This is a genomic window from Pseudomonas sp. HMSC066A08, from assembly GCF_001813025.1.
In the GTDB taxonomy this organism is placed as follows: Bacteria; Pseudomonadota; Gammaproteobacteria; order Pseudomonadales; family Pseudomonadaceae; genus Pseudomonas; species Pseudomonas aeruginosa.
The window spans coordinates 64,157-87,270 of the sequence record NZ_KV811331.1 but is presented as its reverse complement, the minus strand read 5'-3'; the positions used below and the strand labels follow the sequence as shown (position 1 = coordinate 87,270).

The following is a 23,114-nucleotide window of genomic DNA, read 5'->3' as shown; positions in this document are numbered from 1 at the left end:
GGTAGCTGGCCAACCCGATGGTGATCGCCGGGAACAGGATGTGGAACGACACGGTGAAGGCGAACTGCAAGCGCGCCAGGTCCAGGGCTTCCAATGCGGGCATGTGGGGAGATCTCCTCTGGCTGGGCCGGCGGCGATGCCGTTGCGCCGGGGTTCTCGGGGGCCTGACGCTATGAATGCGGAGGACCCGGAACGTTCAGGAAAACTCGCCATCGGCGCTTTTCGAAGGAGCCCGCGCGACCCCGGCTGGCCGCATGCGCAAACCTCCTTTGCCCGCGTCGTAGTCGAGGCGCACTAGCCGGCCAAGGCCGGCTGGAGATTCTCCTCCAGCAGTTCCTCCACCAGCCGGCGCAGCGCCGGATGGCGCTCCTGGCCCGCTGCGCGCAATGTCTGGTAGCGCCGCAACTGGCGACTGGCGGAGCTCTCTTCGAGTAACCCGCAGGCATGCTCGTAGGCCCATTCGTTGCCCTGGCGGGCCTGTGGCCGGCACTGTCGCCAGGCCATTTCCAGCCAGTCCCCGGCACCTACGCAGCGGCCGTCGACCAGATAGCGGCCGGCGCAACCGTAACGCAGCGCCTGCCAGTAGTTTTCCTCCAGGCAGGCGTCGCGCGCGACCGGCAACGCACGCGGGCCCGCGCCCAGCGCTTCGCCCACCAGCGCCCTGAACAGCCCGGCCAGGCTCAGCGCGTCGGCCAGGCGCGGGCAGGCATCGCAGATACGCAGTTCCAGGGTCGGCACATGGGATGACGGCCGGATCATCCACCAGACCTGGCCATCCTCGCGGATGCAGCCTGCCTCGCGCAGCAGCGCCAGGTGGCGGCGATAGGCGTCCTCGTCGGGCAAGGCAGGAGGAATGTTCATCCTCGGCCACTCGCCGCAGAGTGCCCGTCGATAGCTCGCCAGACCGCTGCGCCGGCCGCCGCGGAACGGCGAGGATGCGCTCAACGCCAGCAGCAGCGGCAGCCACGGCAACACGCGCTGGAGCACGGCCATGCGGTCGTGGCTCGGCGGTATCTCCACATGCACGTGCAGGCCGCAGACCAGGCTGCGCCGGGCCACCCGCCCCTGGTCCTCGAACAAGCGGGCGAAGTGCGCCGCCGGGTTGCTTCGCGCCCGCCGCCAGTCGGCGAAGGGATGGGTGCCGACGCAGAGCGAGCGCAGGCCGAAGTCCATGGCCAGATGCGCCAGGCGTTGCCGGGCCTGCCCGTGGAAGCGCGCGGCCTCGGCCAGCGTGGAGAACACCGGGCTGGCCACCTCGACCTGGCATTCGAACATCTCTTCGGCGAAATGCTCGCCGAGCGTGTCGCGGCAGGCCGCGACGAATCCGGCGGGTGCGGAGCGGACGATGTCCAGGTCGGAGGCATCGAGCAGGAAGAACTCTTCCTCGATGCCGAAGCGAAGGCCGCTGGCGGCCAGGTCGTGGGTCATCGGTGCAGCTCCCGGGCAATGTTCCTGGGAAGACGCCGGTCCGCCGCCAGGGTTCGTTTTTTCCGCCGCAAGGCGTCGCGGGGCGCCACCGGTCCCGCCAGTGAAACCTTTTTTCCCTGGTGTCACTCGCACCCATATGTGCGGTCGCCCCGGCCGCCCCCCGCAACCCCACGACAAGGAACGCGACATGAGCCTGTCTTCGCCCCTCCCTACCTCCAGTGCAAGCCCTTCGCCCAGGGTCCGCGACCTGTACCACGGCCTGCTCGACGAGCCCCGCGAGCACCTCGAGGCCGCCGGCGAGTTCCTCGACCAGCAATTGAGCCTGGCCGCCACCCATGACGACGACCTGCCGGAGGACCCCGCCGATTGGCCGGCCTGGCTCGATGCCGGGGCCCGGCGCACCGCCGAGGCGCATGCCGAATACCTCCGCGCACGTCGGCGCGGCGAAGGGCGACGCTACTTCCAGGTTCCCTCCCAGGCGATGCACTTCATTCGCAGCGTGGCCCCGACCAAGTTGGTCGACGGTGCCTGGCTCTACGGGTTGTTGCCGCATCATGGCGAGCAACGCCTGCGGCCGCTGCTGGAGACCTTCCTCGAAGAACTCGGCGACGGCGTCCCGGCACGCAACCATGTCCTGCTCTATCGGCGCCTGCTGGCCAGCATCGGCAGCGAGGAAGCCGAGGGCCTCAGCGACCTCCACTACCTGCAGGGCACCCAGCAACTCGCCCTCGGCCACCTCGCCGCGGACTACCTGCCCGAAGTGATCGGCTACAACCTCGGCTACGAGCAACCGCCGCTGCACCTGTTGATCACCACTCAGGAGCTGCGCGAGCTGGGCTTCGACCCCTACTACTTCCAGTTGCACGTGACCATCGACAACGCCGCCAGCGGGCATGCGCGCAAGGCCCTGCGCGCGCTCTACGACAACCTGCCGCAGCTGGGCGGGCGCGCGGCCTTCCTCGAACGGGTGAGGAACGGCTACCGCCTGAACGAGGTCGGCCTGAGCACTACGCAGGTGATCGACGGCTTCGATCTCGAGGAAGAATTGCTGGCCATGTTCGAGCGCAAGCGCCCCTACGCCGCCGGCATGCATTCGGATCGTTGCCGGATCGGCGGGCGCACGGTGAACCAGTGGCTGGCGGTGCCCGGGCGGTTCCCGGCGTTTCTCGCCTGCCTGGAGGAAGAGGGCTGGATCCGGCGCCATGCCGATCCGCGCGGCAGCCGCTTCTGGAGCCTGATCGAGGGCGACCGGGCGGCAATGTTCGGAGTCTTCACGCCCTACGAGCAGCAGTTGCTGTACGACTGGATCGCTGGCGACTGGCAAGCACCCGCTCCGGCGGACAGGGACCCGCTTGCGCCGCTGGCGGAGCCGGCGACGGCGGGCGGAGACGTGGACGCCGAGCAGGTCGCGCTGCGACGCGAGCTGCTGCGTCTATCCCCCGAGCAGGGCGTGGCACGCCTTCTCGAACTGATGGCCCCGCACCGCCACCACGGGCCCGCCGGTCTCCTTGCCACGCGGATGTTCAGCCAGCGCTGGAGGGCCGCCCATGCCCAGCCTGAATGATCCGCGCCTGGACGTCCTGGTCAGCCTCGGCAACTGGTTGCGAGGCCAGGACTACCGTTTCGTCACCGTCACCCCGGCTACCCATGAGCGCGTCAACGCCCGCCCGGAAAACCGCATGGCCCGGGACCTGGCCGGCATCTTCGGCTGGAGCCGGGCATTCGCCGGGGAAATCCTGCCGGCCGACTGGCTGACCCTTCTTGCCGGCGCCGACCTGATCCGCCGCGAGGCGGACGGCTGGCGCAGCCAGGTGCGTGTCTCCAGCCTCGGCGAGCAACTGTTCGTCCATTCGGCCTTCCCTACCCTGGCCGCGGACGCGGTGTTCTTCGGCCCCGACACCTACCGCTTCGACCGGCTGATCCGCAGCCACCTGGCATCGTCCGATCCGGCACGCATCCGCCGTGCGGCGGATATCGGCTGCGGCGCCGGGCCCGGCGCGATCCGCATCGCCATGGCCTGCCCGGACGCCGAAGTACACGGGCTGGATATCAATCCGGCGGCGCTCGACCTGGCGCGGGTCAACGCGGCGCTGGCGGGGGTCGGCAACCTGACCCTGACGCGCAGTGACCTGCTGAGCCAGGCGCCCGGTCGCTTCGACCTGATCGTGGCCAACCCGCCCTACCTCCTGGATGCCTCGGAGCGCGCCTACCGGCATGGCGGCGGGATGCTCGGCGCCGGACTCTCGCTGGCAATCGTCGATGCCGCCCTCGAGCGCCTGGAAGCCGGCGGCAGCCTGCTGCTGTATACCGGCGTGGCGATGCTCGAAAGCGGCGATCCGTTCCTCGCCCGCATCCGCGAACGCCTGGCGTCTCGGGAGTGGGACTGGGACTACCAGGAACTGGACCCGGACGTGTTCGCCGAAGAGCTGGACAGCCCCGCCTACCGCGAAGCCGAGCGGATCGCCGTGGTCGGCCTGCGGGTCACTCGTCCCGCCTGAGGCGCTCCAGGCCTTCCAGGCTCTCCACCAGGTCCTCGTTCAGGCGCTGCCAGCGCTCGGCCACCTCGGCCTCGGCCGGAATCACCGCGAGGACCTCGCCATCCACCCACTCCCAGGGCAGGCACAGGCGTTCCGCCTCGGCCCGGCTGGCGGCGCGCACGGTGCGGGCGAAACGCCGCCAGCCGCGCATGTGCTGGATTTCATAGGTGGTCATGGGCTCCTCCGGAAGACAGGGACGTTTGTCTTTCGGCGCGCCCCGCGTCTTCCGGTTCAAGCCCCTCGATGGGCGGTCGCGGACCGCCCGGCACGCCACCTGAACCCCCTCGCGCCGGGCCGGTCCAGACTCCTGAACACCACAGAAAAGAGGTGCCCGTCATGACCCGCGAAATGGCTCGGCTACTGATCAGTCCCGCCAATGCCTGGCCTCGTCTGCGCCAGGACTACGACCATCACCCTTTCGCCTTCCTCGCTCCGCTGTTGCTGTTACCGCTGCTGCCGGCCGCCTGCCTGTTCATCGGCACGACCCAGGTCGGCTGGTCGCTGCCGGGCAACGACAGCGTGCAACACCTCTCCAGCGGCAGCGCCCTGCTGCTGGCGACCATGTGTTACCTGGGCTTCGTCGCCGGCGTGGTGATCATGGGCTTCTTCGTACGCTGGGTGCTGTTCCGCACGCCGTCGCGCCCCAGCGTACCGGGCAGCCTGACCTTCACCACGGCGATCGCCGTGCCCTTGATGCTCGCCGGGATCGTCGCCCTGGTGCCCTGGCGCATCCTCCTGCTGCTGGCCGCGGCGGCTGCCTGCGCCTACTCGGTACGCCTGCTGTTCACCGGTCTGCCGCTGTTCATGCGCATGCAGGAGCGGCAGACCTTGTTCTACGCCTTCTGCATCCTCGGCGTCGGCTTCCTGACCCTGCTGACCACCGCCTTCATCTTCATCGAGTTCTGGGGGCAAAGCCTGGCCGGCAGCGGCGAGTACCTGCGCTGAGGCTCAGCCGGCCTTCAGCGTGCCGGTCAGGAACAGGTACAACTCTTCCTGGCCGAACGGCTTGGCCAGCTTGGGCAACTGTGCCGCCGCTCCTTCGATCTTTTCCGCGAAGCCGGTGGCCAGGGCCATCTTCAGCGGCCGGCCCTGGGCCATGACCCGCTCCACCAACTGGCTGCCGTTCATCCGTGGCATCGCCTGGTCGGTCAGGAGGATGTCCAGCTCCGGCGTCGCCGTGAGAATCTCCAGGGCCAGGCTGGCGGAGTCGGCCTTGAGTACCGAGCAACCGAGGTCCTCCAGCATCGCCGCGGTGTTGTTCAACACCAGCGGGTCGTCGTCCACCACCAGTACTCGACAGGACAAGCGCACCCGCTCGCTTTCGCCGGGCGCCTGCGGCGGCGCGCCATTGCCCGTACGGGCGCTTTCCGGGGTTCGCGGGACGGCGGGAATCCAGATGTTCGCGGTGGTGCCGACGCCCGGCTGGCTCTCCAGGGTGAGCCGGCCGCCGAGCTGCTCGGCGAGGCCGTCGACGATCGACAGGCCCAGCCCGGTGCCACGTCCGATGCCCTTGGTGGTGTAGAACGGCTCCACCGCGCGGCGCAGGGTTTCCTCGTCCATGCCGCTGCCGGTGTCGCTGATGCTCAGGCAGATGTAGTTGCCCGGCGCGAGGCGATGGGGATTCTCCGCCGGCACCCGCTGGTTGCTCGCGGAAAAGACGATGCGACCGCCGTTGGGCATGGCGTCGCGGGCATTGGTGGCAAGGTTGATGATGGACAGCTCGAGCTGGTTGGCGTCGGTCAGGCCGAGGTCGAGATCGAGGGGAAAGCGCGTCTCGATCGATACGCTCGGTCCCAGGGAATGGATCAGCAGGTCGGTCATCCCGCGCAACAGGTCGGGGATCGCGCAGGGCTGCGGATCGAGACGTTGCTTGCGGGCGAAGGAAAGCATCCGCTGGGTCAGGTTGGCGCCGCGCTGGGCGGCCTCCAGGGCGTTCTGCAGCAGGTCGGCGGTGCGCTGGTCGCCGGGCAGGCGTTTCTTCAGCAGCCCGAGGCTGCCGATGATCACCGTCAGCAGGTTGTTGAAGTCGTGGGCCACGCCGCCGGTGAGGTGTCCCAGGGACTCCATCTTCTGTGCCTGGAAGAGTTCCTGGCGGGCCCGTTCCAGTTCGCGTTCGGCTTCGATCCGGTGGGTGATGTCACGGGTTACCTTGGCGAAGCCGATCAGCCGGCCATCGCTGTCGCGGATCGGATCGATCACCACGTTGGCCCAGAAGCGACTGCCGTCCTTGCGCACCCGCCAGCCTTCCTTTTCGAAACGCCCCTCGCGTTCGGCGGCGGCCAGGCCTCGGGCCGGCTCGCCGGCCTCGCGGTCTTCGGGGGTGTAGAAACAGGAGAAGTGCCGGCCGATCACCTCTTCCGGCAGGTAGCCCTTGATCCGCTGGGCACCGAGGTTCCAGTTGGTGATCCGGCCGCGGTGGTCGAGCATGTAGATGGCGTAGTCGGTTACGCTCTGCACCAGCAGGCGGAACTGCTCCTGGCTATGCCGCAGTGCCTCCTTGGCCGCGCGCCCTTCGCTGAGGTCGTGGATCAGCTGGGCGAAGCCGAGCAACTGGCCCTGGCTGTCGCGGATGGCGTCGATCACCACCTGCGCCCAGAAGCGCTTGCCGTCGCTGCGCACCCGCCAGCCCTCGGTCTCGAAGCGGCCCTCGGCATCCGCCTGGCGCAGCGCCTGTTGCGGAACGCCGGCGTCGCGGTCCTTGCGGGTATGAAAGCAGGCGTAGTCGCGGCCGAGGATCTCGCTCGCGTCGTGGCCGAACAGGCGCGCCGCGCCGGCGCTCCAGCTGGCGATACGGCCGGCGCTGTCCAGGGTGTGGATCGCATAGTTGTCGACCGCTTCGTCGAGCAGGCGGTTGCGCGTGGCCTGGTTCAAGGGGACTTTCGGTTTTCGTGTGGTTTTCATGGACGTGTTCACTCGTCGGCAGCCCACCTCGGGCTGCAAGGCATACCCAGCAAGGTAGTACGAAGAACGCCTTCCGGCCGCTCGCTGGCTCGCCCCAGGAACTTGGCCGACCTTTCGGAAGACCCCGGCGCGGCCGGCGAATTCCATTCGCCGGAACCTTGTCCGGAGTATGGCTTTCGATATGCAGGTAGGGACATCTCCTTTCCACCGCACCGACCCGGGAGTTCCCATGCGCAATCTGGAAACCGCAACCCTGAAGCTGGGGATATTCCATCCCCACGACAGCCTGAGCCAGGCGCTGATCGCCGCCGCCCTGCAGCGACAGATCGAAGTCAGCGCCTTGCAAGCCGATCTCAACAGCCTGCAGGCGCGCCCCGGGCTGCGCTGCAAGCCCGCCAGCCTGGCGTCGTCGATCGAGGTCAGCCAGGCGGCGGCCGGTCTCGACCTGCTGTTCGCGCCGTTGTCCGACTACGCCGCCGAAGCCTTGCCGCCGATCTGCGCCGCGCTGATCGATGGCGCCCTGCGCGCCGAGGTGCCGCGCCTGTTCCTGCTTGGCCATTGGCAATGGCTGGTGGCGCCGCGCGACGCCGGCGAGGAGCAACTGGGTGCCGGGCTCGAGCGCAGCCTCATGGTCAGCGGCCTGGACTGGACGCTGGTGGAGGTCCCGAGCCTGCCCGGCGGCCTGCGCATCGACGATTTCAGCCGCGCCGGCGACGTCGCGGAAGTGAAGGCCGCCAGGGTGTTCGCCTGCGCCGAAGCGCTGCTCGACGAAGTCCGCCTCGGCCTGCACAAGCGCCAGTGCCTGCGCCTGGCGCCCTGAGGAGAACCCGCCATGTCCGGACCCGATACGCTCAGCCAGGCCTTCGGCACCCTGCTGCTGGCCCTGGCCTTCAGCGCCTTCATCGTTTTCGTTCGCGGCTACCGCCCGGGCGGGGTCAGCGGCGCCTGGTACGACCTGGTGCTCGCCTTCGTCGCGGTATGGCTGGCGTTCTGGCCCGAAGCCGGCGTACTCGCACGCTCGCCGAGCCTGGCCAATGCCCTGGGGTTGGCCTTGCAGGTCGGCGCCACCCTGCTCGGCTGCCTGCTCGGTTACGGGGTGGCAAGGGGATTGCGGCGGGCCATGCGGGAAACCCGGCAAAAAAGATCGGCTTCTTCGCCAACGAGCCGGCGAGGTTCCTAGAGGAAATATCGATAAAATCCATATAACCCTCTGGGCGAAAAATTCTTTCGAATGCCCATAAGGAGCGCCGAACGGGCTTTTCGCCCGTCATGATCGCACTCCGACATGAGCGTTCTGCACGACTTCTTGCATTCTGCATCCCGTGCCTCATGCGGGATGCAGCTTATCCCGCAGATTCTGGATGTGGCCGGTATTTCCTCGGCGCGGCGCCTATAGTTATCCCTACCGTTGGCACGTATCGACGGTTTCTCTCTGATTCAGGCTAATCCCGCTCCAGGGACGGAGTGGATCTTTTTCTTGCGCTTCGCGAACTGGGGAGACCTGACCAGATGAACCTTTCCTACCTGTACCTGAAGAAGATCCTCGAGGAGGAACTGCGCGACCACGACTGCCAGTGCCAGTTGAACCCCGACTTCACGGTGACCATCAGTTGCCGCGTCGACGGCCCCCACGGCGCGCTCTACATCGTGCCCAACAGCGACTTCCTGAAGAGCAGCAGCTTCAGCGATCTCAGCGCCTTCATCCTCAACCTGCGCGAGGAAATCAGGCGCTTCGGCGAGTTCGAGGCGGAACTCCAGACCGGCACCGGCTGAGCCCTTCCCCCCTTCTTTTTCCCCTCCCGCCGTCAGGGCTGCTGGTAGTGTCCCGGCGTGGTGCCCGGTTCATGGGTACGATCCACCTTGCTGACCTGGATATCGCTGATCGCCTCGCTGTCGTGCGGACGATGCAGTGCCTCCAAGTGGCGGCGGGCCTCCTCGCGGCTGAGGGTCTCCGCCTCGCTGTGCAATTCGCAGGTCATCGGCTGGTCGTCGAGGATGTAGCTGATCAGGAACAGATGGCTGGCCATCGTCTCGCCCTCCTCTCTTCGAGGGGCCCTGCGCCGGGCGCAGGGCCCGTGGCTGTCACGGCAGGTTCGGCGGCAGCTCGGCGTCCAGCGCCGCGTCCTGCCGCGAGTCGTCGCGCTGGCGCTCCTGCAGGCGCTGCAGGCGGCGGGTCAGGTGCTGCACCTCTTCGCGCAGCAACTGCAACTCTTCCCGCGGTTCATTGAGCAGGCCCTTGACATGGCAATGCCCACTCAACCCGCGGCTGACCAGCAGGCCGCCGGCGACCGCCTTGCAGGCGCCGGGCAAGCCACCGCGGGCCAGGCCGAAGCCGGCCAGGACCAGTCCGGCGCCGATGGAAGCGAGTCGCTCGCCGCGCTGCAGGTTGTGCGGCAGGCCATTGGCCGTCGAAGTCGGCAGGTATTCGTTCATGGAATTCTCCTTGCTTCGGTTATCGGTCAGGCTTCGTCGTCCGGCGGTTGCACGAGGAACTCGACCAGCGTCCGCCGGCAAGCCTCGATGCCCTCTTCCAGGACGATCTCGAAACCGTGGGTGTTCTCGGTCGGAATGCCGATGCAGCCGACCCGCGCTGCCTCGCCGTGGCTCAGCAGCGCGCTGGCGTCCGAGGCGAAGTCCACCAGCAGCGCCGCCTGCGGCTGGTACTGGCAGCGTTCGGCGGCCCGCAACAGGCGGTCGGTGACATGGCGGCTGTAATAACCCTTGGAGTCGCCGCTGTTGACGATCGGGTCGCGGCACAGCCGGGTGCCGTATTCGGCTACCGTTGGGCCGACCTCCACCGCGATGCTGATGTCGCCCGGCAATCGGCGCGCGGCGAACAGCGCGCCGGCGTTACTCTCCTCCTCCATGGTGGTGAGCACCAGGTAGAGGTCGCCGTGCAACTCATCGCGGCGCCGGGCGATCTCGCGAGCCACGCCGAGCACGGCGAGCAGCGGTGCGCGGTCGTCGAGGAAGTGCGCGGCGACGCAATCCTGGAAGTACAACGGGCGCCGCCACAGCCGGTTGAGCACCACGCGGGTACCCGGTCGCACGCCCAGGTTCGCCAGTTCCTCGGCGCTGCGCCGGGTGACCACGTGTACGTCGCGCCAGTGCACCGCGCCCGAGAGCACGTCGGAGCCCTGCGGCGACTCGCCGGTAGCATGCATGCTGCCGTAGGACAGCACGCCGTCGAGTACCGCCTCGCCGGCCAGGATCTGTACCGGACAGACGCCGAAGCTCACCGGCTGGGCACCGCCGAGCGCCACTACGCGCAGGGTACCGTCGGCCTCGACGCGCTTGACGATCATGGCGATCTCGTCGAGGTGCGCGAGCAGCCGCACCGCGGCCCGCCGCGCCTGCTCGCGCGGCAGGTGCGGCGGGCTGATGCGCGCGACCAGGTTGCCGGCGGCATCGCTGCCGACCTCGTCGCAACAGCCCTCGAGTTCCCGCTGGCAAATGGTCCTGACCTCGTCTTCCTGGCCACCGGGGCCACGTGCCAGCAGGAGTTCCTCGAGCAAGGCGCGGTCTTCTTCGCGCATGCCTCAGGCCGCCCGTTTTTCCAGGCGTGCCTTCAGCTCTTTCTTGTGCTGCTGCATGGCCTGGCCGAGTTGCTTGAGGGCAGCGGCGTCGAGCAATTGCCGGGCGCGCGGGAACAGCTCGCCCTCTTCCTCCTCGATGTGGTGCTCGAGGAGTTCCTTGAGCACCTTGACCCGGCCGGCGAACTGCACGGTGTCCGGGCGGGTGCGCTTGAGGTCGGGAAGGACCAGGGAATCCACCGTGCGGTGTTCCTCCTTGGCCTCGTAGTACATCTTCAACTCTTCCTTGCCGCCGCTTTCCCTGATCGCCGGATAGAAGATGTCTTCCTCGATGGCGGTGTGCAGCACCAGTTCCAGCTCCAGCCTGCCCAGCAGCTCGCTGCGCTTCTTCAGCGCCCGTTCGGTGGTCTCGCTGAGTTCGTTGAGCAGTTTCTTCACGGTCTCGTGGTCATGGACCAGCAATTCGATGGCGTTCATGGTCGCTCCTCATCGGTTTGTTATCCGAGTGCTCCGGCACTCTCCTTGGCTGAGCGCGCGCTCCTCCGCCGAGTTCAGTCGCGAGGACGGGCGGTCGCCGCGCGCGGGCCGGCGACCGCCCAGATCAGCACGCCGAGCACCGGCAGCACCGCAATCAGCAACGACCACAGGGCTTTCGAATTCACGCTGCGATCGCTGCGGAACACGCTGACGAACGCCCACAGGTCGTAGAAACCCACCAGCGTGGCCAGGCCGATGAGCAGGAAAGCCAGGGACTGGCTCATGGCGCGCGGCTCCTCGCGGGGTCGGCTCAGGCGCGGGCGTCGCGCAGGGCGCGGACCCGGTCGTGGTGACGGAGTACGCCCTGGTACTGGCGCTCGATCACCTGGTGGATCTCCGCCGGCAGCGGTTTTTCCAGCGCCGCCTGGTAGCGGTGCTTGGCGACATCCTCGCCGCGCTCGCATTCGTTGAGCACCGCCTCTTCGTCCTTGCCGGTGACCAGTGACTTCAGGTCGACCCAGCGCCGATGCAGGTCACCGGCGAAACTGGTGCTGTCCTTGGGTTTGCCACCCAGTTCCAGGACGATCCGCTCCAGCTCGTCGGCGGCCGCGGCGCAGTCGCGGCTCTGCTCCAGCATCGCCGCCTTCAACTGCGGGTCGCGCAGGTCCTCGGCGCAGGCGTGGAAACCGGCCTCGCCATCCTTGCTGGTTTGCAGCAGGTCGTTGAGTACGTCGAGGGTGTCGTCGAGGTTGGTCTGGTTCATTTCGCTCTCCTTGGCCCGGAGCTGTCCGGGATTTCTCGCGTCTGTCGGCGCCGGCGCCTGCCGGCACGGAACGTGGGCAGCAACCAGCGCCCACGGAAGGTGGGAGGCCCGCCGTCGCGGAGCGTTCAGAAAGCCGGATGGATGGTGGCGTAGGCCGGGGTGATGCTGAGACGTTCGCCGACCACCATCTCGGTGATCCAGTCCACCAGGATCGAGGTATAGGCGTCCTGCGCCGCCTCGCTGCTGAGCGCATGGTCGGCGTGGTCGATGATCCGGTGGGTCAGCGAATGGGTCTGCTGGAAGGCGGCGCGGAAACTCATGATGGTCGAGTGCGGCACATAGCTGTCGAACTCCGACTCCACCAGCAGCACATCGCCGCGGAATCCCGCGCAGGCCTGCAGGGCTCGGTTGCTGGCGGCCGGGATCAGGCTGCTGCGGTATTCGATGAGATCCTCGCGGTCGAGCAGCAGCTTGGGCGTCAGCCAATCCTCGTCGCGGTAGATCGCCGGCACCCGCAAGGCCAGCCAGCGCACCGTGCGCAACTGGCTGAGGATCGTCGCCAGGTAGCCGCCATAGCTGGTGCCGACCACCGCGATCGCCTCGCTATCGATGGCCGGGTGAGCCACCAGCCGGTCATAGGCGGCGAGCAGGTCCTGCAGGTTGTCCTCGCGCGTCACCAGCGCCTGGCGCCCGCTTTCCGCGCCGTGGCCGCGCAGGTCGAAGGTCAGGCACACGCAGCCGAGCCCGGCGATGCCCTGGGCGCGCTTCAGGTCGCGCTGCTGGCTGCCGCCCCAGCCGTGCACGAAGAGCACGCCGGGTACCTTCGCCCGGGGGCTGAGGAAGGTGCCTTCGATCCGGTCGCCGCCGACCCCGATGCGGATGCGTTCGCTGTTCGCCGTCATGCCTCCCCCGTCATCGCATACTTGAGCAGGAAGTCGCCGTGTTCGTCGGGACCACGGTAGATCACCCGGCTGTTGTCCGGCAGGCGTTTGTCTTCGTGGATCTCGAACGACGCGGCGCGCACCGCGGGCAGCCCCGGATCGGCGCGGAAGGCTTCCAGCGCGGCGATCTCGGCGCTGCTCGCGCCGCCGACCCGCCAGGACTGCTCGAGCACGCCGAAGCGCTCCCGACCGCTGCCGTCCCGGCCCTGGGCAATGTCGTAGTTGCGCCGCGAGGCGAAGCAGCCGGGGAAGAAGATCGCCGCGGCGGTGTCGAAGATCCGCGCGTACTCGATGGCCTGGCGCACCTCGCGGGCCAGGTCCAGGGCCAGCAGCTCGGCGTAGCCGCCGCGCGCCACCAGCAGGTCGGAGCCGGCATAGACCAGTTCGCCGCGTGCGTTGCGGGTCTGGTGCTGGTGACCGTGGTAGTTCAGCAGGAAGCCGTTGACCCGGAGCTGGCCGACGCTGTGGGTGACGATGCTCTCCAGGTTGGCTTCCAGTACCAGGCCCTGCGCCAACTGGCGCTCCTCCAGCCCGCCGAGCCAGCCGTCCAGTTGGTCGAGGTCGTGCGCCACATGCTGGCCGAGGCCGCCGCAGGCCTCCGCCAGCTTGGCCCGCACCGGTCCTTCGGCGAGCAGTCGGGCGCCGGCGCGGTGCGCGTCGGCCAGGCTGAAGACGCTGACGCCGTTGAGCACGACGTCGCGGACCTTCTCCGCGAACAAGGGGTTCCAGCCCTCCGGCGCCACGCCGCCGCGCGGCAGCGGATGGACGATGGCCTTGCCGGCGATGAACGCGTGCTCGACGAAACCGCCGAGCAGATCTTCGTCACTGTTCACGCCCAGGCGCACTGCGGTCTCCCTGCCGACCAGGGTGCGGGTCGGGACCAGGTAGAGGGGGCCTCGCTGGTGCAATTCGGGTTCGTAGCGGCCGCCGAACTCCAGTTTCTGGACTTCCGCCAGCCAGCGCGCCAGGGCCAGGTTGGCCTGCACTTCGTGTTCGGTGGCCGCGGGATCGACGCTATGGGCCACCACCAGTCTCTGCCGAGGGTCTGCGCTCATGTTCCGCTCCTCCTGGATGGAAACCGGGCATTCAGGGCTCCGGTATGGGCGAGAGGGGCTCTTCGTTGGGCTGTTCCATCGGAATCTCTTCCGGGAATTCCTGGGGGACGTGGCTTTCGTGGTCAGGCACCGGATATTCGTCCGGATCCCTCGAGGGGTTGCGTGGAGTGGCCGCTGTCGCGCCCGATGATGCAGAAATGGGAAAACGCATGTCCGCCTCCATCGTAGGGATGACTTCTAGATGGAGGGGGCGAAGACGGATTTGGTTCGTACCATGCGTCGGAAGGCCGGGTCGGCGGCTGACCGACCCGGCGCTGAAACAACCGGTTCAGCGAGCCAGGCTCATGGTACGCAGCTTGCCGCCGGCCACCAGGACCTTGCGATGGGTGAGATGCTGGTTGTCGCTGTCGCGGAACGTGAGCAGGTCGATGCGCTTGCGGAAATAGTCGCTGTCGCGCGTCTGCAACGGCCCCTGGTCGATGATCAGGTCCCGGCGGATGCGTTCCAGCACCTGGTTCAGCAACAGCGGGCTGCTCTGCTCCTGACCGGAGATCGCCCGGCTCATCAGGCGCTTGCCCTGGTTATTACGCAAGGTCACCAGCAACGCGCCGTCAGGGCGAGGTTCGCAACTGACGCGCACATCCTTGAAATGCTCTTCCAGATACTCAACCACGTTTACATCAGTCTCTAGCATCGCTGGCCTCCTGTCTCATCAGATTCTTTGACGCCGGTAATCAGGCGCATTCCTTTCGAGCAGAAGGCGTACCAATTCTTCTTGAAAATTAATTCCTTACAAATCAATAGATTGAAAAACAAAGCGGCGAATTGATATTTGCAATTTGCAAGAAACCCCCTGCCGAGCCTTGCATTCGGCAACCCGCCCGGCCCCTCCTCACGCCTCCAGCCCACTGGCAATGCCATTCGCAAGCCGAGCCGCCGGTAAAAAAAACTAAACTTCCGCCGCTCCCCTCCGGTCCCCCCTAGCAAGGACTTCGCCCATACCATCGCGCGGCGGAGTCCGACCGACCAACGCCAAGGACAACGTACGACCGGAGGATGACATGGGACATTCTGTTGCAGGCGCTTGCCTGGAAGAACCCGCGGTACTGACCGCTTTTCCGTCGCTGCTGCACCCGCAGGACCCGCCGCAACAGAGGGATCGGATACTCTTCGTTACCGCCGAGCTCAGCGATTTCGTCAAGGTCGGCGGACTCGGCGACTTTTCCGCCGCGCTGCCGCGGGTCCTCAAGCGCCAGCATTCGGTGCGAGTCCTGTTGCCCGGGTATCGCCAGGTGCTGGAGCGTTGCCGCGACTTGCGGATCATCGGCAGCCTGCCCGGCCGGGCGGCGATCCCGCCCTGCGAGATCGGCCTGGTGACCCTCGACGACGGCCTGGAAGTCATGCTGGTGCTCTGCCCGCTGCTCTACGAGCGCGAGGGCACGCCTTACATGGACGACCAGGGCAACGACTGGCCGGACAACCACCTGCGCTTCGCCCGCCTGTGCCTGGCCGCCGCCGAGATCGCCGGCGGACGCGGCGCCCAGGGCTGGCAACCGGGCCTGGTGCACGCCAACGACTGGCCGTCGGCGCTGACGCCGGCCTACATGGCCTGGAACGGCGTGCGCACGCCGAGCCTGTTCACCATCCACAACCTCGCCTACCAGGGTCTCTGCGACCTGCAATGCAGCGCCGAGCTGGGCCTCCCCGACGAAGCGCTGAGCCACGAAAGCATGGAGTTCCACGGGCGCCTGTCGTTCCTCAAGGCCGGCATCGCCCATGCCCACCACATCACCACGGTGAGCGAGACCTACGCCCAGGAAATCACTACCCCGGAATACGGCTGCGGCCTGCACGGCATCCTCAAGTACAAGGTCGAGAAGCGTCAGCTCAGCGGCATCGTCAACGGTATCGACGATAGCTGGCAGCCGCACTGCGACCCGCACCTGGTGGCCTGCTTCAGCGCCCGCCAATGGGCCGGCAAGCGCGCCAACACGCGCTACGTGGAGGAGCGTTTCGGCCTGGAGCCGGGCAAGGGGCCGCTGTTCGCGGTGGTCTCGCGCCTGGTGCAGCAGAAAGGCATCGACCTGACCCTGGAGATCAGCGATGCCCTGCTCCAGGCCGGCGGCCGCCTGGTCAGCATCGGCCGTGGCGAGCCGAACCTGGAAAAGGCCATGCTCGACCTGGCCCGGCGTCATCCCGGCCAGGTCGGCGTGCACATCGGTTTCGACGAGACCGAGGCCCGCCGTATCTATGCCGGCAGCGACTTCCTGCTCATGCCCTCGCGCTACGAGCCCTGCGGGCTCAGCCAGCTCTATGCGCAGTGCTTCGGCTCGCTGCCGATCGCGCGCTGCACCGGCGGCCTCGCCGATACCATCGTCGACGGGGTCACCGGCTTCCTGTTCCGTGAGGAAACCGCGCAGAGCTACCTCGATGCGGTGATGCGCGCGATCAACGTCTACCACTGTCCGTCGCTGCTCAACGCCATGCGCTGCAAGGCGATGGCCGCGCCGATGTTCTGGAGCGACTCGGTGGAGCCTTACAACCGCCTGTACCGGCGCCTGTTGAGGAATACCGCTCCGGCCCTGCGCGGGGTACGCCAGTGATGGCGATCCGGCGCCGCTTCGGCGCCCAGTTCCAAGGCAACGGCCGGACCTGCTTCGGCCTCTGGGCTCCGGACGCCCGTGAGGTCCGGGTCGAGACCGCCGACGGCCGCGACTGGCCGCTGGAAGGCAGCGACAGCGGCTGGTTCGAGGCGACCCTGCCCTGCCCGCCCGGCACCCGCTACCGTTACCGCATCGATGGCCGCCCCGGGGTGCCGGACCCGGCCTCGCAGTTCCAGCCCGACGGCGTGCATGGCGACAGCCAGGTGCTGGACCATGGCGCCTACGCCTGGCGCATCGACGAGTGGCGCGGGCGGCCCTGGCACGAAGCGGTGATCTACGAGCTGCACGTCGGCCTGTTCGGCTCCTACGCCGAGGTCGAGCGCTTCCTTCCGCGCCTGGTGGAGCTGGGCGTGACCGCCGTCGAGCTGATGCCGCTGGGCGAGTTTCCCGGTCGCCGCAACTGGGGCTACGACGGCGTGCTGCCGTTCGCCCCGGCGTCGGCCTACGGCACGCCCGAGCAACTCAAGCATCTGATCGACAGCGCTCACGGCATGGGCCTGATGATCTTCGTCGACGTGATCTACAACCACTTCGGCCCGGACGGCAACTACCTCGCGCAGTACGCCGCCGCATTCTTCCGCGACGACCGGCAGACGCCCTGGGGCCAGGCCATCGATTTCCGTCGCGGCGAAGTCCGCGAGTTCTTCTATGAGAACGCCCTGATGTGGCTGCTCGACTATCGCGTCGACGGCCTGCGCTTCGATGCCGTGCACGCGATTCCCGATAGCGCGTTCCTCGTCGAGATGGCCCGCCGCCTGCGCGGCGCCGCCGGCCCCGAGCGCCATGTGCACCTGGTCCTGGAGAACGACGACAACCGCGCCAGCCTGCTGCGCCAGGGCTACGACGCACAGTGGAACGACGATGGCCACCATGCGCTGCACGTCCTGCTCACCGGCGAGAACGACGGCTACTACCAGGACTACCCCGAGCCGCTGCGTTGCCTGGCGCGATGCCTGGCCGAAGGCTTCGTCTACCAGGGCGAAGCCAACCGCCACGGCCGGCCGCGCGGCGAACCGAGCGCCGACCTGGCGCCGGACGCCTTCGTGCTGTTTCTGCAAAACCACGACCAGGTCGGCAACCGCGCCTTCGGCGAGCGTCTCAGCGTCCTCGCCGAACCCCAGGCGTTGCGTCTGGCGATAGCGCTGCAACTGCTCGCGCCGATGATTCCGCTGCTGTTCATGGGCGAGGAATGCGCCGCGCGCGAACCGTTCCTGTATTTCACCGATCACCAGGGCGAGCTGGCGGACGCGGTCCGCGAGGGGCGACGCAAGGAGTTCGGCGAGTTCGGCCGCTTCGGCGAGGGCGCAACCCTGGCTTCGCTCCCCGACCCCAACGCGGTGGAGACCTTCGAGCGCTCGCGTCCCGGCCTGGCCGATTGCGACCCGGCCTGGCGCGGCTTCTACCGGCAACTGCTGGAAATCCGTCACGAACACCTGATCCCGCGCCTGCGCGGCGCCCGTTCGCTGGGCGTTACCACCATCGCCGGCGCCGCGCTGTCGGCGCGCTGGCGACTCGGTGACGGCAGTGACTGGCGAATCGACTTCAACCCTTCTCCGCTCGATGCGGAAGTCGAGACGCCGGCGGCCGCCACCCGGGTGCTGTTCCTCGACAACCTCGCCTGTGCCGAGTATCGCCGCGGCCGCCTAAGTCCCCGCAGCATCGCGGTCAGCCTGGAGCCCGCCCATGAGTGACGCACGCCTGGCCGAACTGGCCGCCGCCGTGGGCCTGCAACTCGACTGGCAGGACGCCAACGGACGGCCGCAGCGGGTCGACCCGGAGGTCCAGCGCGGCCTGCTGGAAGCGCTCGGCTATCCGGCGCAGAGTCCGCAACAGATCGAACAGAGCCTGGCCGCGCTGGCCCGGCTGCGCGAGGACAGCGCCAACCTCGGACTGCTGGTCGGCGAATGCGGCCAGCCGCTGGAGCAAGCGCTCGGCCCCGCCGGCACCCCGGGCGAACTGGTCTACGAGGACGGCACGCGGATCGCCCTGCGCCTGGATGCCGAAGGCCGCCTGCCGGCGCAGGCCCGCAGCGGCTATGCGCAACTGTCGCTGGAGCAGCGGGAATGGGCGGTGGCGATGGCGCCGCCGAGCTGTCCGTCCCTGGCCAGCCTCGCCCCGGGCCGCTCGCGTCGCTGGGGATTGGCCGCCCAGGTCTATGCCCTGCGCCGCCCCGGCGACGGCGGCCTGGGCGACAGCGCCGCCCTCGAGGACCTGCTGCGCAGCGCCGCGCGGCATGGCGCCGACGCGCTGGCGATCAGCCCGCTGCACGCCCTCGCCGAGGCCAACGGACATGCCTACAGCCCCTACTCGCCGTCCAGCCGGCTGTTCTTCAATGTCCTGCATGCCGCGCCGGCGACCATTCTCGGCGCGGCGGCGGTGGAACAGGCGATCCGTCGCGCCGGCCTGGCCGCGGAGATGGCCCGCCTGGAGAGCCTGGAGCTGATCGACTGGACAGCGGCGGCGGACCTGCGCATGCGCCTGCTGCGCCAACTCCACCGCGACTTCATCGAGCGCGCCAGCCCCTTGCGCCACGACCTCGCCGAATTCCGCCGCGAAGCCGGCGAGGCCCTGCTGCACCACTGCCGCTTCGAGACCCTGCAGGCGCACCTGGGCGCCGGCCCCGACTGGCGACGCTGGCCGGAGCCGCTGCGCCGCCCCGGCGAGCCGGCGGTGGCCGCGTTCTGCGCCGATCACGCCGAGGAAGTGGACTTCCGCGCCTTCGGCCAGTGGCTGACCCAACGTTGCCTGCAACATGCCCAGCGCCAGGCGCGCGAGGCCGGGATGGCCATCGGCCTGGTCGCCGACCTGGCGGTGGGCGCCGACGGCGGCGGCAGCCAGGCCTGGTCGCGGCAGGAAGAGCTGCTCGCCGAAGTGAATGTCGGCGCGCCACCGGACATCCTCAACCAGTCCGGACAGGACTGGGGCGTTTCCGCGTTCAATCCCGAAGGCCTGCGCCGCCACGGCTACCGGGCATTCCGCGAGATGCTGCGGGCCAACCTGGCCTGGCCCGGAGGGCTACGCATCGACCATGTGATGGGCCTGCAACGTCTCTGGCTGATCCCGCGTGGCCAGCCGCCCCACGCCGGCGCCTACCTGCGCTACCCGCAACGCGAGCTGCTGCGCCTGCTGGCACTGGAGGCCAGTCGCGCCTCGGCGCTGGTCATCGGCGAGGACCTCGGCACCGTTCCCGAGGGCCTGCGCGACGAACTGGCACGCCGCCAAGTGCTGGGTACCCGCGTGCTGCTCTTCGAGCGGCGCGGCGAACGCTTCGTGCCCCCGGCGCAATGGCCGGCGGACGCCATGGCCACCACCAGCACCCACGACCTGCCGAGCCTGTCCGGCTGGTGGCGGGGCCGGGACATCCACTGGCGCGGCCGCGCCGGACACCGTAGCGCCGAGGAATGCGCGGCCGACCTGGAACTGCGCGCCGAGGAGCGCCGGGCGCTGGCCGCCAGCCTCGAACCGCCGGTCGATCCCGACCCCGCCGCCGAAGTGCCGCTGGACGCCTGCATCGGCTATGTCGGAGCGACCCCCGCGCCGCTGGTGCTACTGCCCCTGGAGGACGCCCTGGGCAGCCTGGAGCAGCCGAACCTGCCCGGCCCCGGCGACGCCCACCCGAACTGGCGGCGGCGCTGGCCGGAAAACGCCGCGCAGATGCTCGGAACGCCGCAGGTCGACCGGCGCCTGCGCCTGCTCGAACGCAGCCGCCGGGATGCCGGGGAGGCCGCCCATGATTGAGCCCCGCGCTACCCTGCGCCTGCAATTCCACGCCGGCTTCACCCTCGACGATGCCCTGCCCTGGCTGGACTATTTCGCCGACCTGGGCATCAGCCATCTCTACGCCTCGCCGCTGTTCCGCGCGCGGCCCGGCTCCAGCCACGGCTACGACGTGGTCGACCCGACCCGGATCAATCCGGAACTGGGCGGCGAGCCGGCGCTGCTGCGCCTGATCCAGGGGCTGCGGCAACGCGACATGGGCCTGCTCATGGACATAGTGCCGAACCACATGGGCATCGGCGGCGGCGCCAACCCCTGGTGGCAGGACGTGCTCGAATGGGGGCGCGAGAGTCCCTACGCGAGTTTCTTCGACATCCAGTGGGAATCCCACGACGCCGCGTTGCGCGGCCAGGTGCTGCTGCCGTTCCTGCGCAGCGACTACGGCGAGGTTCTGGTTGCCGGGGAGATCGGCCTGAGCCTGGACCGCGAGGCCGGCCGCCTGCTGGCGAGCCACGGCGAGCAGCGCTTCCCCCTCTGGCCGGGCAGCTACCCGGAGCTGCTGGAAGACAGCGGCGAGCCGCGCCTGTCGGCCCTGGCCGGCGGTTTCCGCGAGTGCCGGCAGGACCGCGAGGCCTTGCGCGAGATGCAGCGTCAACTGGCGGCCGCGCTCGCCGAGAGCGCTCCGCGCGCAGCCCTCCAGCGCACGCTGGGCGAACTCCAGGAACGCCACGAGGAGGCTCGCCAACGCCTGCACCGCCTGCTAGAAGCGCAGCACTACCGCCTGGCCAGCTGGCGCACCGCGGCGGACGACATCAACTGGCGCCGTTTCTTCGACATCAGCGAACTGGTCGGCCTGCGGGTCGAGCGCGGCGAGGTGTTCGAGGCCGTGCACGGCAAGGTCTTCCAGTTGCTCGAGGACGGTCTGCTCGATGGCCTGCGCATCGATCACGTCGACGGCCTGGCCGATCCGCGCGGCTATTGCCGGCGCCTGCGCCGACGCAGCGAGCGGATCCGCGCCCGTCGCGGCGGCGCGCCGATGCTGCTGTATGTGGAGAAGATCCTCGGCGGCGAGGAGCGCCTGCCCGAGGATTGGCTGTGCGACGGCACCACCGGCTACGACTTCATGAACCAGGTCAGCCTGTTGCAGCACGATCCGCGCGGCGAACGACCGTTGCGCGAACTCTGGCAGCGGGTCAGCGGACGCCCGGAGGCGTTTCTCGACGAGGTCTACCAGGCTCGCCAACTGGTCCTGGCGGGAAGCCTCGCCGGTGACCTGGAGAACCTCGCCCAGGGTCTGTTGCGGGTGGCGCGGGCCGACCTGGCCAGCCGCGACCTGACCCTGGGCGGTATCCGCCGCGCGCTGTTCCAGTTGCTCGCGCGCTTTCCGGTCTACCGTACCTACGCCGGGGCCTGCGGTCGCTCGGTGCAGGATCGCGAGGTGTTCTGCTGTGCCGCAGAGGCGGCCCGCGAGGATCTCGACGAAGCCGACCGGGCGGTCCTCGACCATCTCGAACGCTGGCTCGGCGGGCAGCCGCTGCGCGAGCTGCCGCCCGGTCCGCTGCGGCGCCTGCGCGGCGAGTTGCTGGCGCGCTTCCAGCAGTTGAGTTCGCCGACCGCCGCCAAGGCCGTGGAGGATACCGCCTGCTATCGCTCGGCGGCCCTGCTCTCGCGCAACGACGTCGGCTTCGACCCGCAGCGCTTCGCCGCTTCCGCCGAGGAATTCCATGCCGCCTGCGAAGCCAGGCGCCTGGCCAGCCCGCGCGCCCTGCTGGCCACCGCCAGCCATGACCACAAGCGCGGCGAGGACGCCCGCGCCCGTCTTGCGGCGCTCAGCGAACTGGCGCCCTGGTTCGCGCGTAACGTCGAGCACTGGCAGAGCCTGGCCACGCCGTTGCGCCGCGACCTCGCCGAGGGGCCGGCGCCGAGCCCCGGCGACGAGCTGATCCTGTTCCAGGCCCTGCTCGGCAGTTGGCCGCTCGACGCGCCTTGCGACGGCGCCGCCCTGGACCAAGCGTTCCTCGCGCGGATGCGCGAATGGCAATGCAAGGCCTTGCGCGAAGCCAAGCTGCGCACGCGCTGGACCGCGCCCGACGAAGACTACGAGCGCGCCTGCGCCGACTATCTGGAACAGCTCCTGCGCGCGCCACTGGCCCAGGCCCTGCGCCAGTCGCTGGGCAACGCGGCGGCGCGGCTGATGCCGGCCGGGGCCCTGAACGGCCTCGCCCAATGCCTGCTGCGCCTGACCTGCCCGGGTATCCCCGATCTCTACCAGGGACGCGAGGACTGGGACTTCAGCCTGGTCGACCCGGACAACCGGAGGCCGGTGGACTTCGCCCGGCACGCCGCCGCCCTGGCCGCGCCGACGCCCTTCCCGGAACTGCTGGAGCACTGGCGCGACGGTCGCATCAAGCAGACCCTGATCGCCCGCGTGCTGGGGCTGCGGCGGATGCAGCCGGGCCTGTTCCGCGACGGCGACTACCTGCCCCTGGAGGTCAGCGGCGAGCATGCCGAGCGGGTCCTCGCCTTCGCCCGGCGCAGCCGTCACGGTTGCCTGCTGGTGGTGGTCCCGCGCCTGGCCTGCGGCCTGCTCGGCCACGCCACGCAGCCGCAGGTGCCGGCCGAGGCCTGGGGCGACACCTGCCTGCTGCTGCCGCCGAGTCTCTCCGAATGCACCTACAGCGGCCTGTTTTCCACCATGCCGCTGCCCAGCGACGGGCACCTGAGCCTGTCCGAAGTGCTCGCCGACTTTCCCGTCAACCTGCTTTACCGCCTCGCCCAGGAGGACACCCCATGAGCGCCGACGAAAAACGCATACGAGAGTTCGCCTACCAGATCTGGGAAACCGAGGGCTGCCCCGATGGCCAGGCCGAACGCCACTGGGCCATGGCCCGGCAACTGGCCGAAGCGGAAGCCGCCGCGGCGACGCCGGCGAAGAGCCGCGGCCGGAGCAAGGCCGCCAAGGAAACCCCGGCCCTGCTGCAAGCGCCGGCCGCCAAGCCGCGCAAGCCGAGGGCCTCGTCCCCGGCGCGGCCCGCCAGCGAAAAACCGGCGGCGGCCAAGCCGCGCAGCCGCCGCAAGCCCGAAGCGGGCGAATGAGGA

Annotated in this window: 24 protein-coding genes; 11 read left to right on the top strand and 13 right to left on the bottom strand. The window is 68.9% G+C overall.

The features are described 5' to 3' along the window. Both HMPREF2886_RS34385 and HMPREF2886_RS22720 read right to left on the bottom strand, forming a co-directional pair. On the bottom strand, nt 1-103 hold a 103-nt coding region (locus HMPREF2886_RS34385; protein ID WP_139148420.1), incomplete at its 3' end, for a cytochrome ubiquinol oxidase subunit I. A gap of 191 nt (nt 104-294) precedes the next feature. Next, nucleotides 295-1,428 carry a carboxylate-amine ligase gene (locus HMPREF2886_RS22720; protein WP_070748421.1) on the bottom strand — a complete coding sequence of 378 codons (1,134 nt, stop codon included), beginning with the start codon at nt 1,426-1,428 and terminating at the stop codon, nt 295-297. 187 nt (nt 1,429-1,615) lie between these two features. On the opposite strand from HMPREF2886_RS22720, the gene HMPREF2886_RS22715 reads away from it, so the two are divergent. Next, the gene (locus HMPREF2886_RS22715) at nt 1,616-2,992 is read left to right on the top strand and encodes an iron-containing redox enzyme family protein (RefSeq protein WP_070748420.1); all 1,377 of its coding nucleotides are present in this window, start codon (nt 1,616-1,618) and stop codon (nt 2,990-2,992) included. Next, the gene (locus HMPREF2886_RS22710) at nt 2,976-3,926 is read left to right on the top strand and encodes a methyltransferase (RefSeq protein ID WP_033977678.1); all 951 of its coding nucleotides are present in this window, start codon (nt 2,976-2,978) and stop codon (nt 3,924-3,926) included. Before HMPREF2886_RS22715 ends, HMPREF2886_RS22710 begins: the two co-directional genes overlap by 17 nt. On the opposite strand, the gene HMPREF2886_RS22705 is transcribed toward HMPREF2886_RS22710, so the two are convergent. Next, nucleotides 3,910-4,140, bottom strand: coding sequence for a hypothetical protein (locus HMPREF2886_RS22705; RefSeq protein ID WP_033968793.1), 231 nt, complete (start codon nt 4,138-4,140; stop codon nt 3,910-3,912). The genes HMPREF2886_RS22710 and HMPREF2886_RS22705 overlap by 17 nt on opposite strands. Before the next feature lie 161 nt (nt 4,141-4,301). Between HMPREF2886_RS22705 and HMPREF2886_RS22700 the strand changes: the two genes are divergently transcribed. Next, nucleotides 4,302-4,910: a Yip1 family protein gene (locus tag HMPREF2886_RS22700; RefSeq protein ID WP_033968791.1), complete on the top strand. Its 609-nt coding sequence runs from the start codon at nt 4,302-4,304 to the stop codon at nt 4,908-4,910. A gap of 3 nt (nt 4,911-4,913) precedes the next feature. Here HMPREF2886_RS22700 and HMPREF2886_RS22695 read toward each other — a convergent pair whose 3' ends face one another. After that, nucleotides 4,914-6,866 (bottom strand): hybrid sensor histidine kinase/response regulator, encoded by a 1,953-nt coding sequence (locus tag HMPREF2886_RS22695; RefSeq protein WP_070748418.1) that lies wholly within the window; start codon nt 6,864-6,866, stop codon nt 4,914-4,916. 229 nt (nt 6,867-7,095) lie between these two features. On the opposite strand from HMPREF2886_RS22695, the gene HMPREF2886_RS22690 reads away from it, so the two are divergent. The 3 genes from HMPREF2886_RS22690 (at nt 7,096) to HMPREF2886_RS22680 (ending at nt 8,639) form a co-directional block, all read left to right on the top strand. Beyond that, nucleotides 7,096-7,686, top strand: coding sequence for an NAD(P)-dependent oxidoreductase (locus HMPREF2886_RS22690; protein WP_033977617.1), 591 nt, complete (start codon nt 7,096-7,098; stop codon nt 7,684-7,686). Nucleotides 7,687-7,698: 12 nt separating this feature from the next. Beyond that, the gene (locus tag HMPREF2886_RS22685) at nt 7,699-8,046 is read left to right on the top strand and encodes a hypothetical protein (protein WP_033977619.1); all 348 of its coding nucleotides are present in this window, start codon (nt 7,699-7,701) and stop codon (nt 8,044-8,046) included. A gap of 284 nt (nt 8,047-8,330) precedes the next feature. Next, nucleotides 8,331-8,639 carry a hypothetical protein gene (locus HMPREF2886_RS22680; protein ID WP_003144276.1) on the top strand — a complete coding sequence of 103 codons (309 nt, stop codon included), beginning with the start codon at nt 8,331-8,333 and terminating at the stop codon, nt 8,637-8,639. Nucleotides 8,640-8,671: 32 nt separating this feature from the next. Here the strand turns inward: HMPREF2886_RS22680 and HMPREF2886_RS22675 are convergent, their stop codons facing one another. The 9 genes from HMPREF2886_RS22675 to HMPREF2886_RS22635 form a co-directional block, all read right to left on the bottom strand. Then, complete coding sequence (locus tag HMPREF2886_RS22675) at nt 8,672-8,893, bottom strand: hypothetical protein (RefSeq protein WP_039026770.1); 222 nt, start codon at nt 8,891-8,893, stop codon at nt 8,672-8,674. A gap of 55 nt (nt 8,894-8,948) precedes the next feature. After that, entirely contained in the window at nt 8,949-9,299 is a 351-nt protein-coding gene (locus HMPREF2886_RS22670; protein ID WP_003088973.1) for a YgaP family membrane protein, read from the bottom strand. 26 nt (nt 9,300-9,325) lie between these two features. Further along, nucleotides 9,326-10,402: a zinc-binding metallopeptidase family protein gene (locus HMPREF2886_RS22665; protein ID WP_039026771.1), complete on the bottom strand. Its 1,077-nt coding sequence runs from the start codon at nt 10,400-10,402 to the stop codon at nt 9,326-9,328. Nucleotides 10,403-10,405: 3 nt separating this feature from the next. Then, complete coding sequence (locus HMPREF2886_RS22660) at nt 10,406-10,876, bottom strand: hemerythrin domain-containing protein (protein ID WP_003113663.1); 471 nt, start codon at nt 10,874-10,876, stop codon at nt 10,406-10,408. Between the two features lie 74 nt (nt 10,877-10,950). After that, nucleotides 10,951-11,160 carry a PLD nuclease N-terminal domain-containing protein gene (locus HMPREF2886_RS22655; protein ID WP_003113662.1) on the bottom strand — a complete coding sequence of 70 codons (210 nt, stop codon included), beginning with the start codon at nt 11,158-11,160 and terminating at the stop codon, nt 10,951-10,953. Nucleotides 11,161-11,186: 26 nt separating this feature from the next. Further along, nucleotides 11,187-11,639, bottom strand: a complete 453-nt coding sequence (locus tag HMPREF2886_RS22650; RefSeq protein WP_003123478.1) for a PA2169 family four-helix-bundle protein — start codon at nt 11,637-11,639, stop codon at nt 11,187-11,189. Nucleotides 11,640-11,764: 125 nt separating this feature from the next. Beyond that, nucleotides 11,765-12,541: an alpha/beta hydrolase family protein gene (locus HMPREF2886_RS22645; RefSeq protein ID WP_039026772.1), complete on the bottom strand. Its 777-nt coding sequence runs from the start codon at nt 12,539-12,541 to the stop codon at nt 11,765-11,767. Continuing rightward, on the bottom strand, nt 12,538-13,635 hold the full coding sequence (locus tag HMPREF2886_RS22640) for a DUF3182 family protein (protein WP_070748416.1): 1,098 nt from the start codon (nt 13,633-13,635) through the stop codon (nt 12,538-12,540). Before HMPREF2886_RS22640 ends, HMPREF2886_RS22645 begins: the two co-directional genes overlap by 4 nt. Nucleotides 13,636-13,963: 328 nt before the next feature. After that, the gene (locus HMPREF2886_RS22635) at nt 13,964-14,329 is read right to left on the bottom strand and encodes a DUF3509 domain-containing protein (RefSeq protein ID WP_033968779.1); all 366 of its coding nucleotides are present in this window, start codon (nt 14,327-14,329) and stop codon (nt 13,964-13,966) included. A 367-nt stretch (nt 14,330-14,696) separates the two neighbouring features. On the opposite strand from HMPREF2886_RS22635, the gene glgA reads away from it, so the two are divergent. Genes glgA through HMPREF2886_RS22610 form a run of 5 tightly spaced genes read left to right on the top strand, consistent with a single transcriptional unit; the run spans nt 14,697 to nt 23,111 of the window. Further along, nucleotides 14,697-16,238, top strand: coding sequence for a glycogen synthase GlgA (gene glgA / locus HMPREF2886_RS22630; RefSeq protein WP_033968778.1), 1,542 nt, complete (start codon nt 14,697-14,699; stop codon nt 16,236-16,238). After that, complete coding sequence (treZ, locus tag HMPREF2886_RS22625; RefSeq protein ID WP_033977633.1) at nt 16,238-17,989, top strand: malto-oligosyltrehalose trehalohydrolase; 1,752 nt, start codon at nt 16,238-16,240, stop codon at nt 17,987-17,989. The genes glgA and treZ overlap by 1 nt, the downstream gene beginning before the upstream one ends. Next, the gene (gene malQ / locus HMPREF2886_RS22620; protein WP_058173645.1) at nt 17,982-20,036 is read left to right on the top strand and encodes a 4-alpha-glucanotransferase; all 2,055 of its coding nucleotides are present in this window, start codon (nt 17,982-17,984) and stop codon (nt 20,034-20,036) included. Before treZ ends, malQ begins: the two co-directional genes overlap by 8 nt. Then, complete coding sequence (locus tag HMPREF2886_RS22615; protein ID WP_042168657.1) at nt 20,029-22,809, top strand: malto-oligosyltrehalose synthase; 2,781 nt, start codon at nt 20,029-20,031, stop codon at nt 22,807-22,809. Before malQ ends, HMPREF2886_RS22615 begins: the two co-directional genes overlap by 8 nt. Then, nucleotides 22,806-23,111 carry a DUF2934 domain-containing protein gene (locus HMPREF2886_RS22610; protein WP_033968773.1) on the top strand — a complete coding sequence of 102 codons (306 nt, stop codon included), beginning with the start codon at nt 22,806-22,808 and terminating at the stop codon, nt 23,109-23,111. Before HMPREF2886_RS22615 ends, HMPREF2886_RS22610 begins: the two co-directional genes overlap by 4 nt. Nucleotides 23,112-23,114 lie beyond the last annotated feature (3 nt).

What these genes read in the sequence shown, in the direction of transcription:
- HMPREF2886_RS22720 (WP_070748421.1), bottom strand. Translation starts at nt 1,428, where the DNA reads ATGACCCACGACCTGGCCGCCAGCGGCCTTCGCTTCGGCATCGAGGAA.
- HMPREF2886_RS22715 (WP_070748420.1), top strand. Translation starts at nt 1,616, where the DNA reads ATGAGCCTGTCTTCGCCCCTCCCTACCTCCAGTGCAAGCCCTTCGCCC.
- HMPREF2886_RS22710 (WP_033977678.1), top strand. Translation starts at nt 2,976, where the DNA reads ATGCCCAGCCTGAATGATCCGCGCCTGGACGTCCTGGTCAGCCTCGGC.
- HMPREF2886_RS22705 (WP_033968793.1), bottom strand. Translation starts at nt 4,140, where the DNA reads ATGACCACCTATGAAATCCAGCACATGCGCGGCTGGCGGCGTTTCGCC.
- HMPREF2886_RS22700 (WP_033968791.1), top strand. Translation starts at nt 4,302, where the DNA reads ATGACCCGCGAAATGGCTCGGCTACTGATCAGTCCCGCCAATGCCTGG.
- HMPREF2886_RS22695 (WP_070748418.1), bottom strand. Translation starts at nt 6,866, where the DNA reads ATGAAAACCACACGAAAACCGAAAGTCCCCTTGAACCAGGCCACGCGC.
- HMPREF2886_RS22690 (WP_033977617.1), top strand. Translation starts at nt 7,096, where the DNA reads ATGCGCAATCTGGAAACCGCAACCCTGAAGCTGGGGATATTCCATCCC.
- HMPREF2886_RS22685 (WP_033977619.1), top strand. Translation starts at nt 7,699, where the DNA reads ATGTCCGGACCCGATACGCTCAGCCAGGCCTTCGGCACCCTGCTGCTG.
- HMPREF2886_RS22675 (WP_039026770.1), bottom strand. Translation starts at nt 8,893, where the DNA reads ATGGCCAGCCATCTGTTCCTGATCAGCTACATCCTCGACGACCAGCCG.
- HMPREF2886_RS22670 (WP_003088973.1), bottom strand. Translation starts at nt 9,299, where the DNA reads ATGAACGAATACCTGCCGACTTCGACGGCCAATGGCCTGCCGCACAAC.
- HMPREF2886_RS22665 (WP_039026771.1), bottom strand. Translation starts at nt 10,402, where the DNA reads ATGCGCGAAGAAGACCGCGCCTTGCTCGAGGAACTCCTGCTGGCACGT.
- HMPREF2886_RS22660 (WP_003113663.1), bottom strand. Translation starts at nt 10,876, where the DNA reads ATGAACGCCATCGAATTGCTGGTCCATGACCACGAGACCGTGAAGAAA.
- HMPREF2886_RS22655 (WP_003113662.1), bottom strand. Translation starts at nt 11,160, where the DNA reads ATGAGCCAGTCCCTGGCTTTCCTGCTCATCGGCCTGGCCACGCTGGTG.
- HMPREF2886_RS22650 (WP_003123478.1), bottom strand. Translation starts at nt 11,639, where the DNA reads ATGAACCAGACCAACCTCGACGACACCCTCGACGTACTCAACGACCTG.
- HMPREF2886_RS22645 (WP_039026772.1), bottom strand. Translation starts at nt 12,541, where the DNA reads ATGACGGCGAACAGCGAACGCATCCGCATCGGGGTCGGCGGCGACCGG.
- HMPREF2886_RS22640 (WP_070748416.1), bottom strand. Translation starts at nt 13,635, where the DNA reads ATGAGCGCAGACCCTCGGCAGAGACTGGTGGTGGCCCATAGCGTCGAT.
- HMPREF2886_RS22635 (WP_033968779.1), bottom strand. Translation starts at nt 14,329, where the DNA reads ATGCTAGAGACTGATGTAAACGTGGTTGAGTATCTGGAAGAGCATTTC.
- glgA (WP_033968778.1), top strand. Translation starts at nt 14,697, where the DNA reads ATGGGACATTCTGTTGCAGGCGCTTGCCTGGAAGAACCCGCGGTACTG.
- treZ (WP_033977633.1), top strand. Translation starts at nt 16,238, where the DNA reads ATGGCGATCCGGCGCCGCTTCGGCGCCCAGTTCCAAGGCAACGGCCGG.
- malQ (WP_058173645.1), top strand. Translation starts at nt 17,982, where the DNA reads ATGAGTGACGCACGCCTGGCCGAACTGGCCGCCGCCGTGGGCCTGCAA.
- HMPREF2886_RS22615 (WP_042168657.1), top strand. Translation starts at nt 20,029, where the DNA reads ATGATTGAGCCCCGCGCTACCCTGCGCCTGCAATTCCACGCCGGCTTC.
- HMPREF2886_RS22610 (WP_033968773.1), top strand. Translation starts at nt 22,806, where the DNA reads ATGAGCGCCGACGAAAAACGCATACGAGAGTTCGCCTACCAGATCTGG.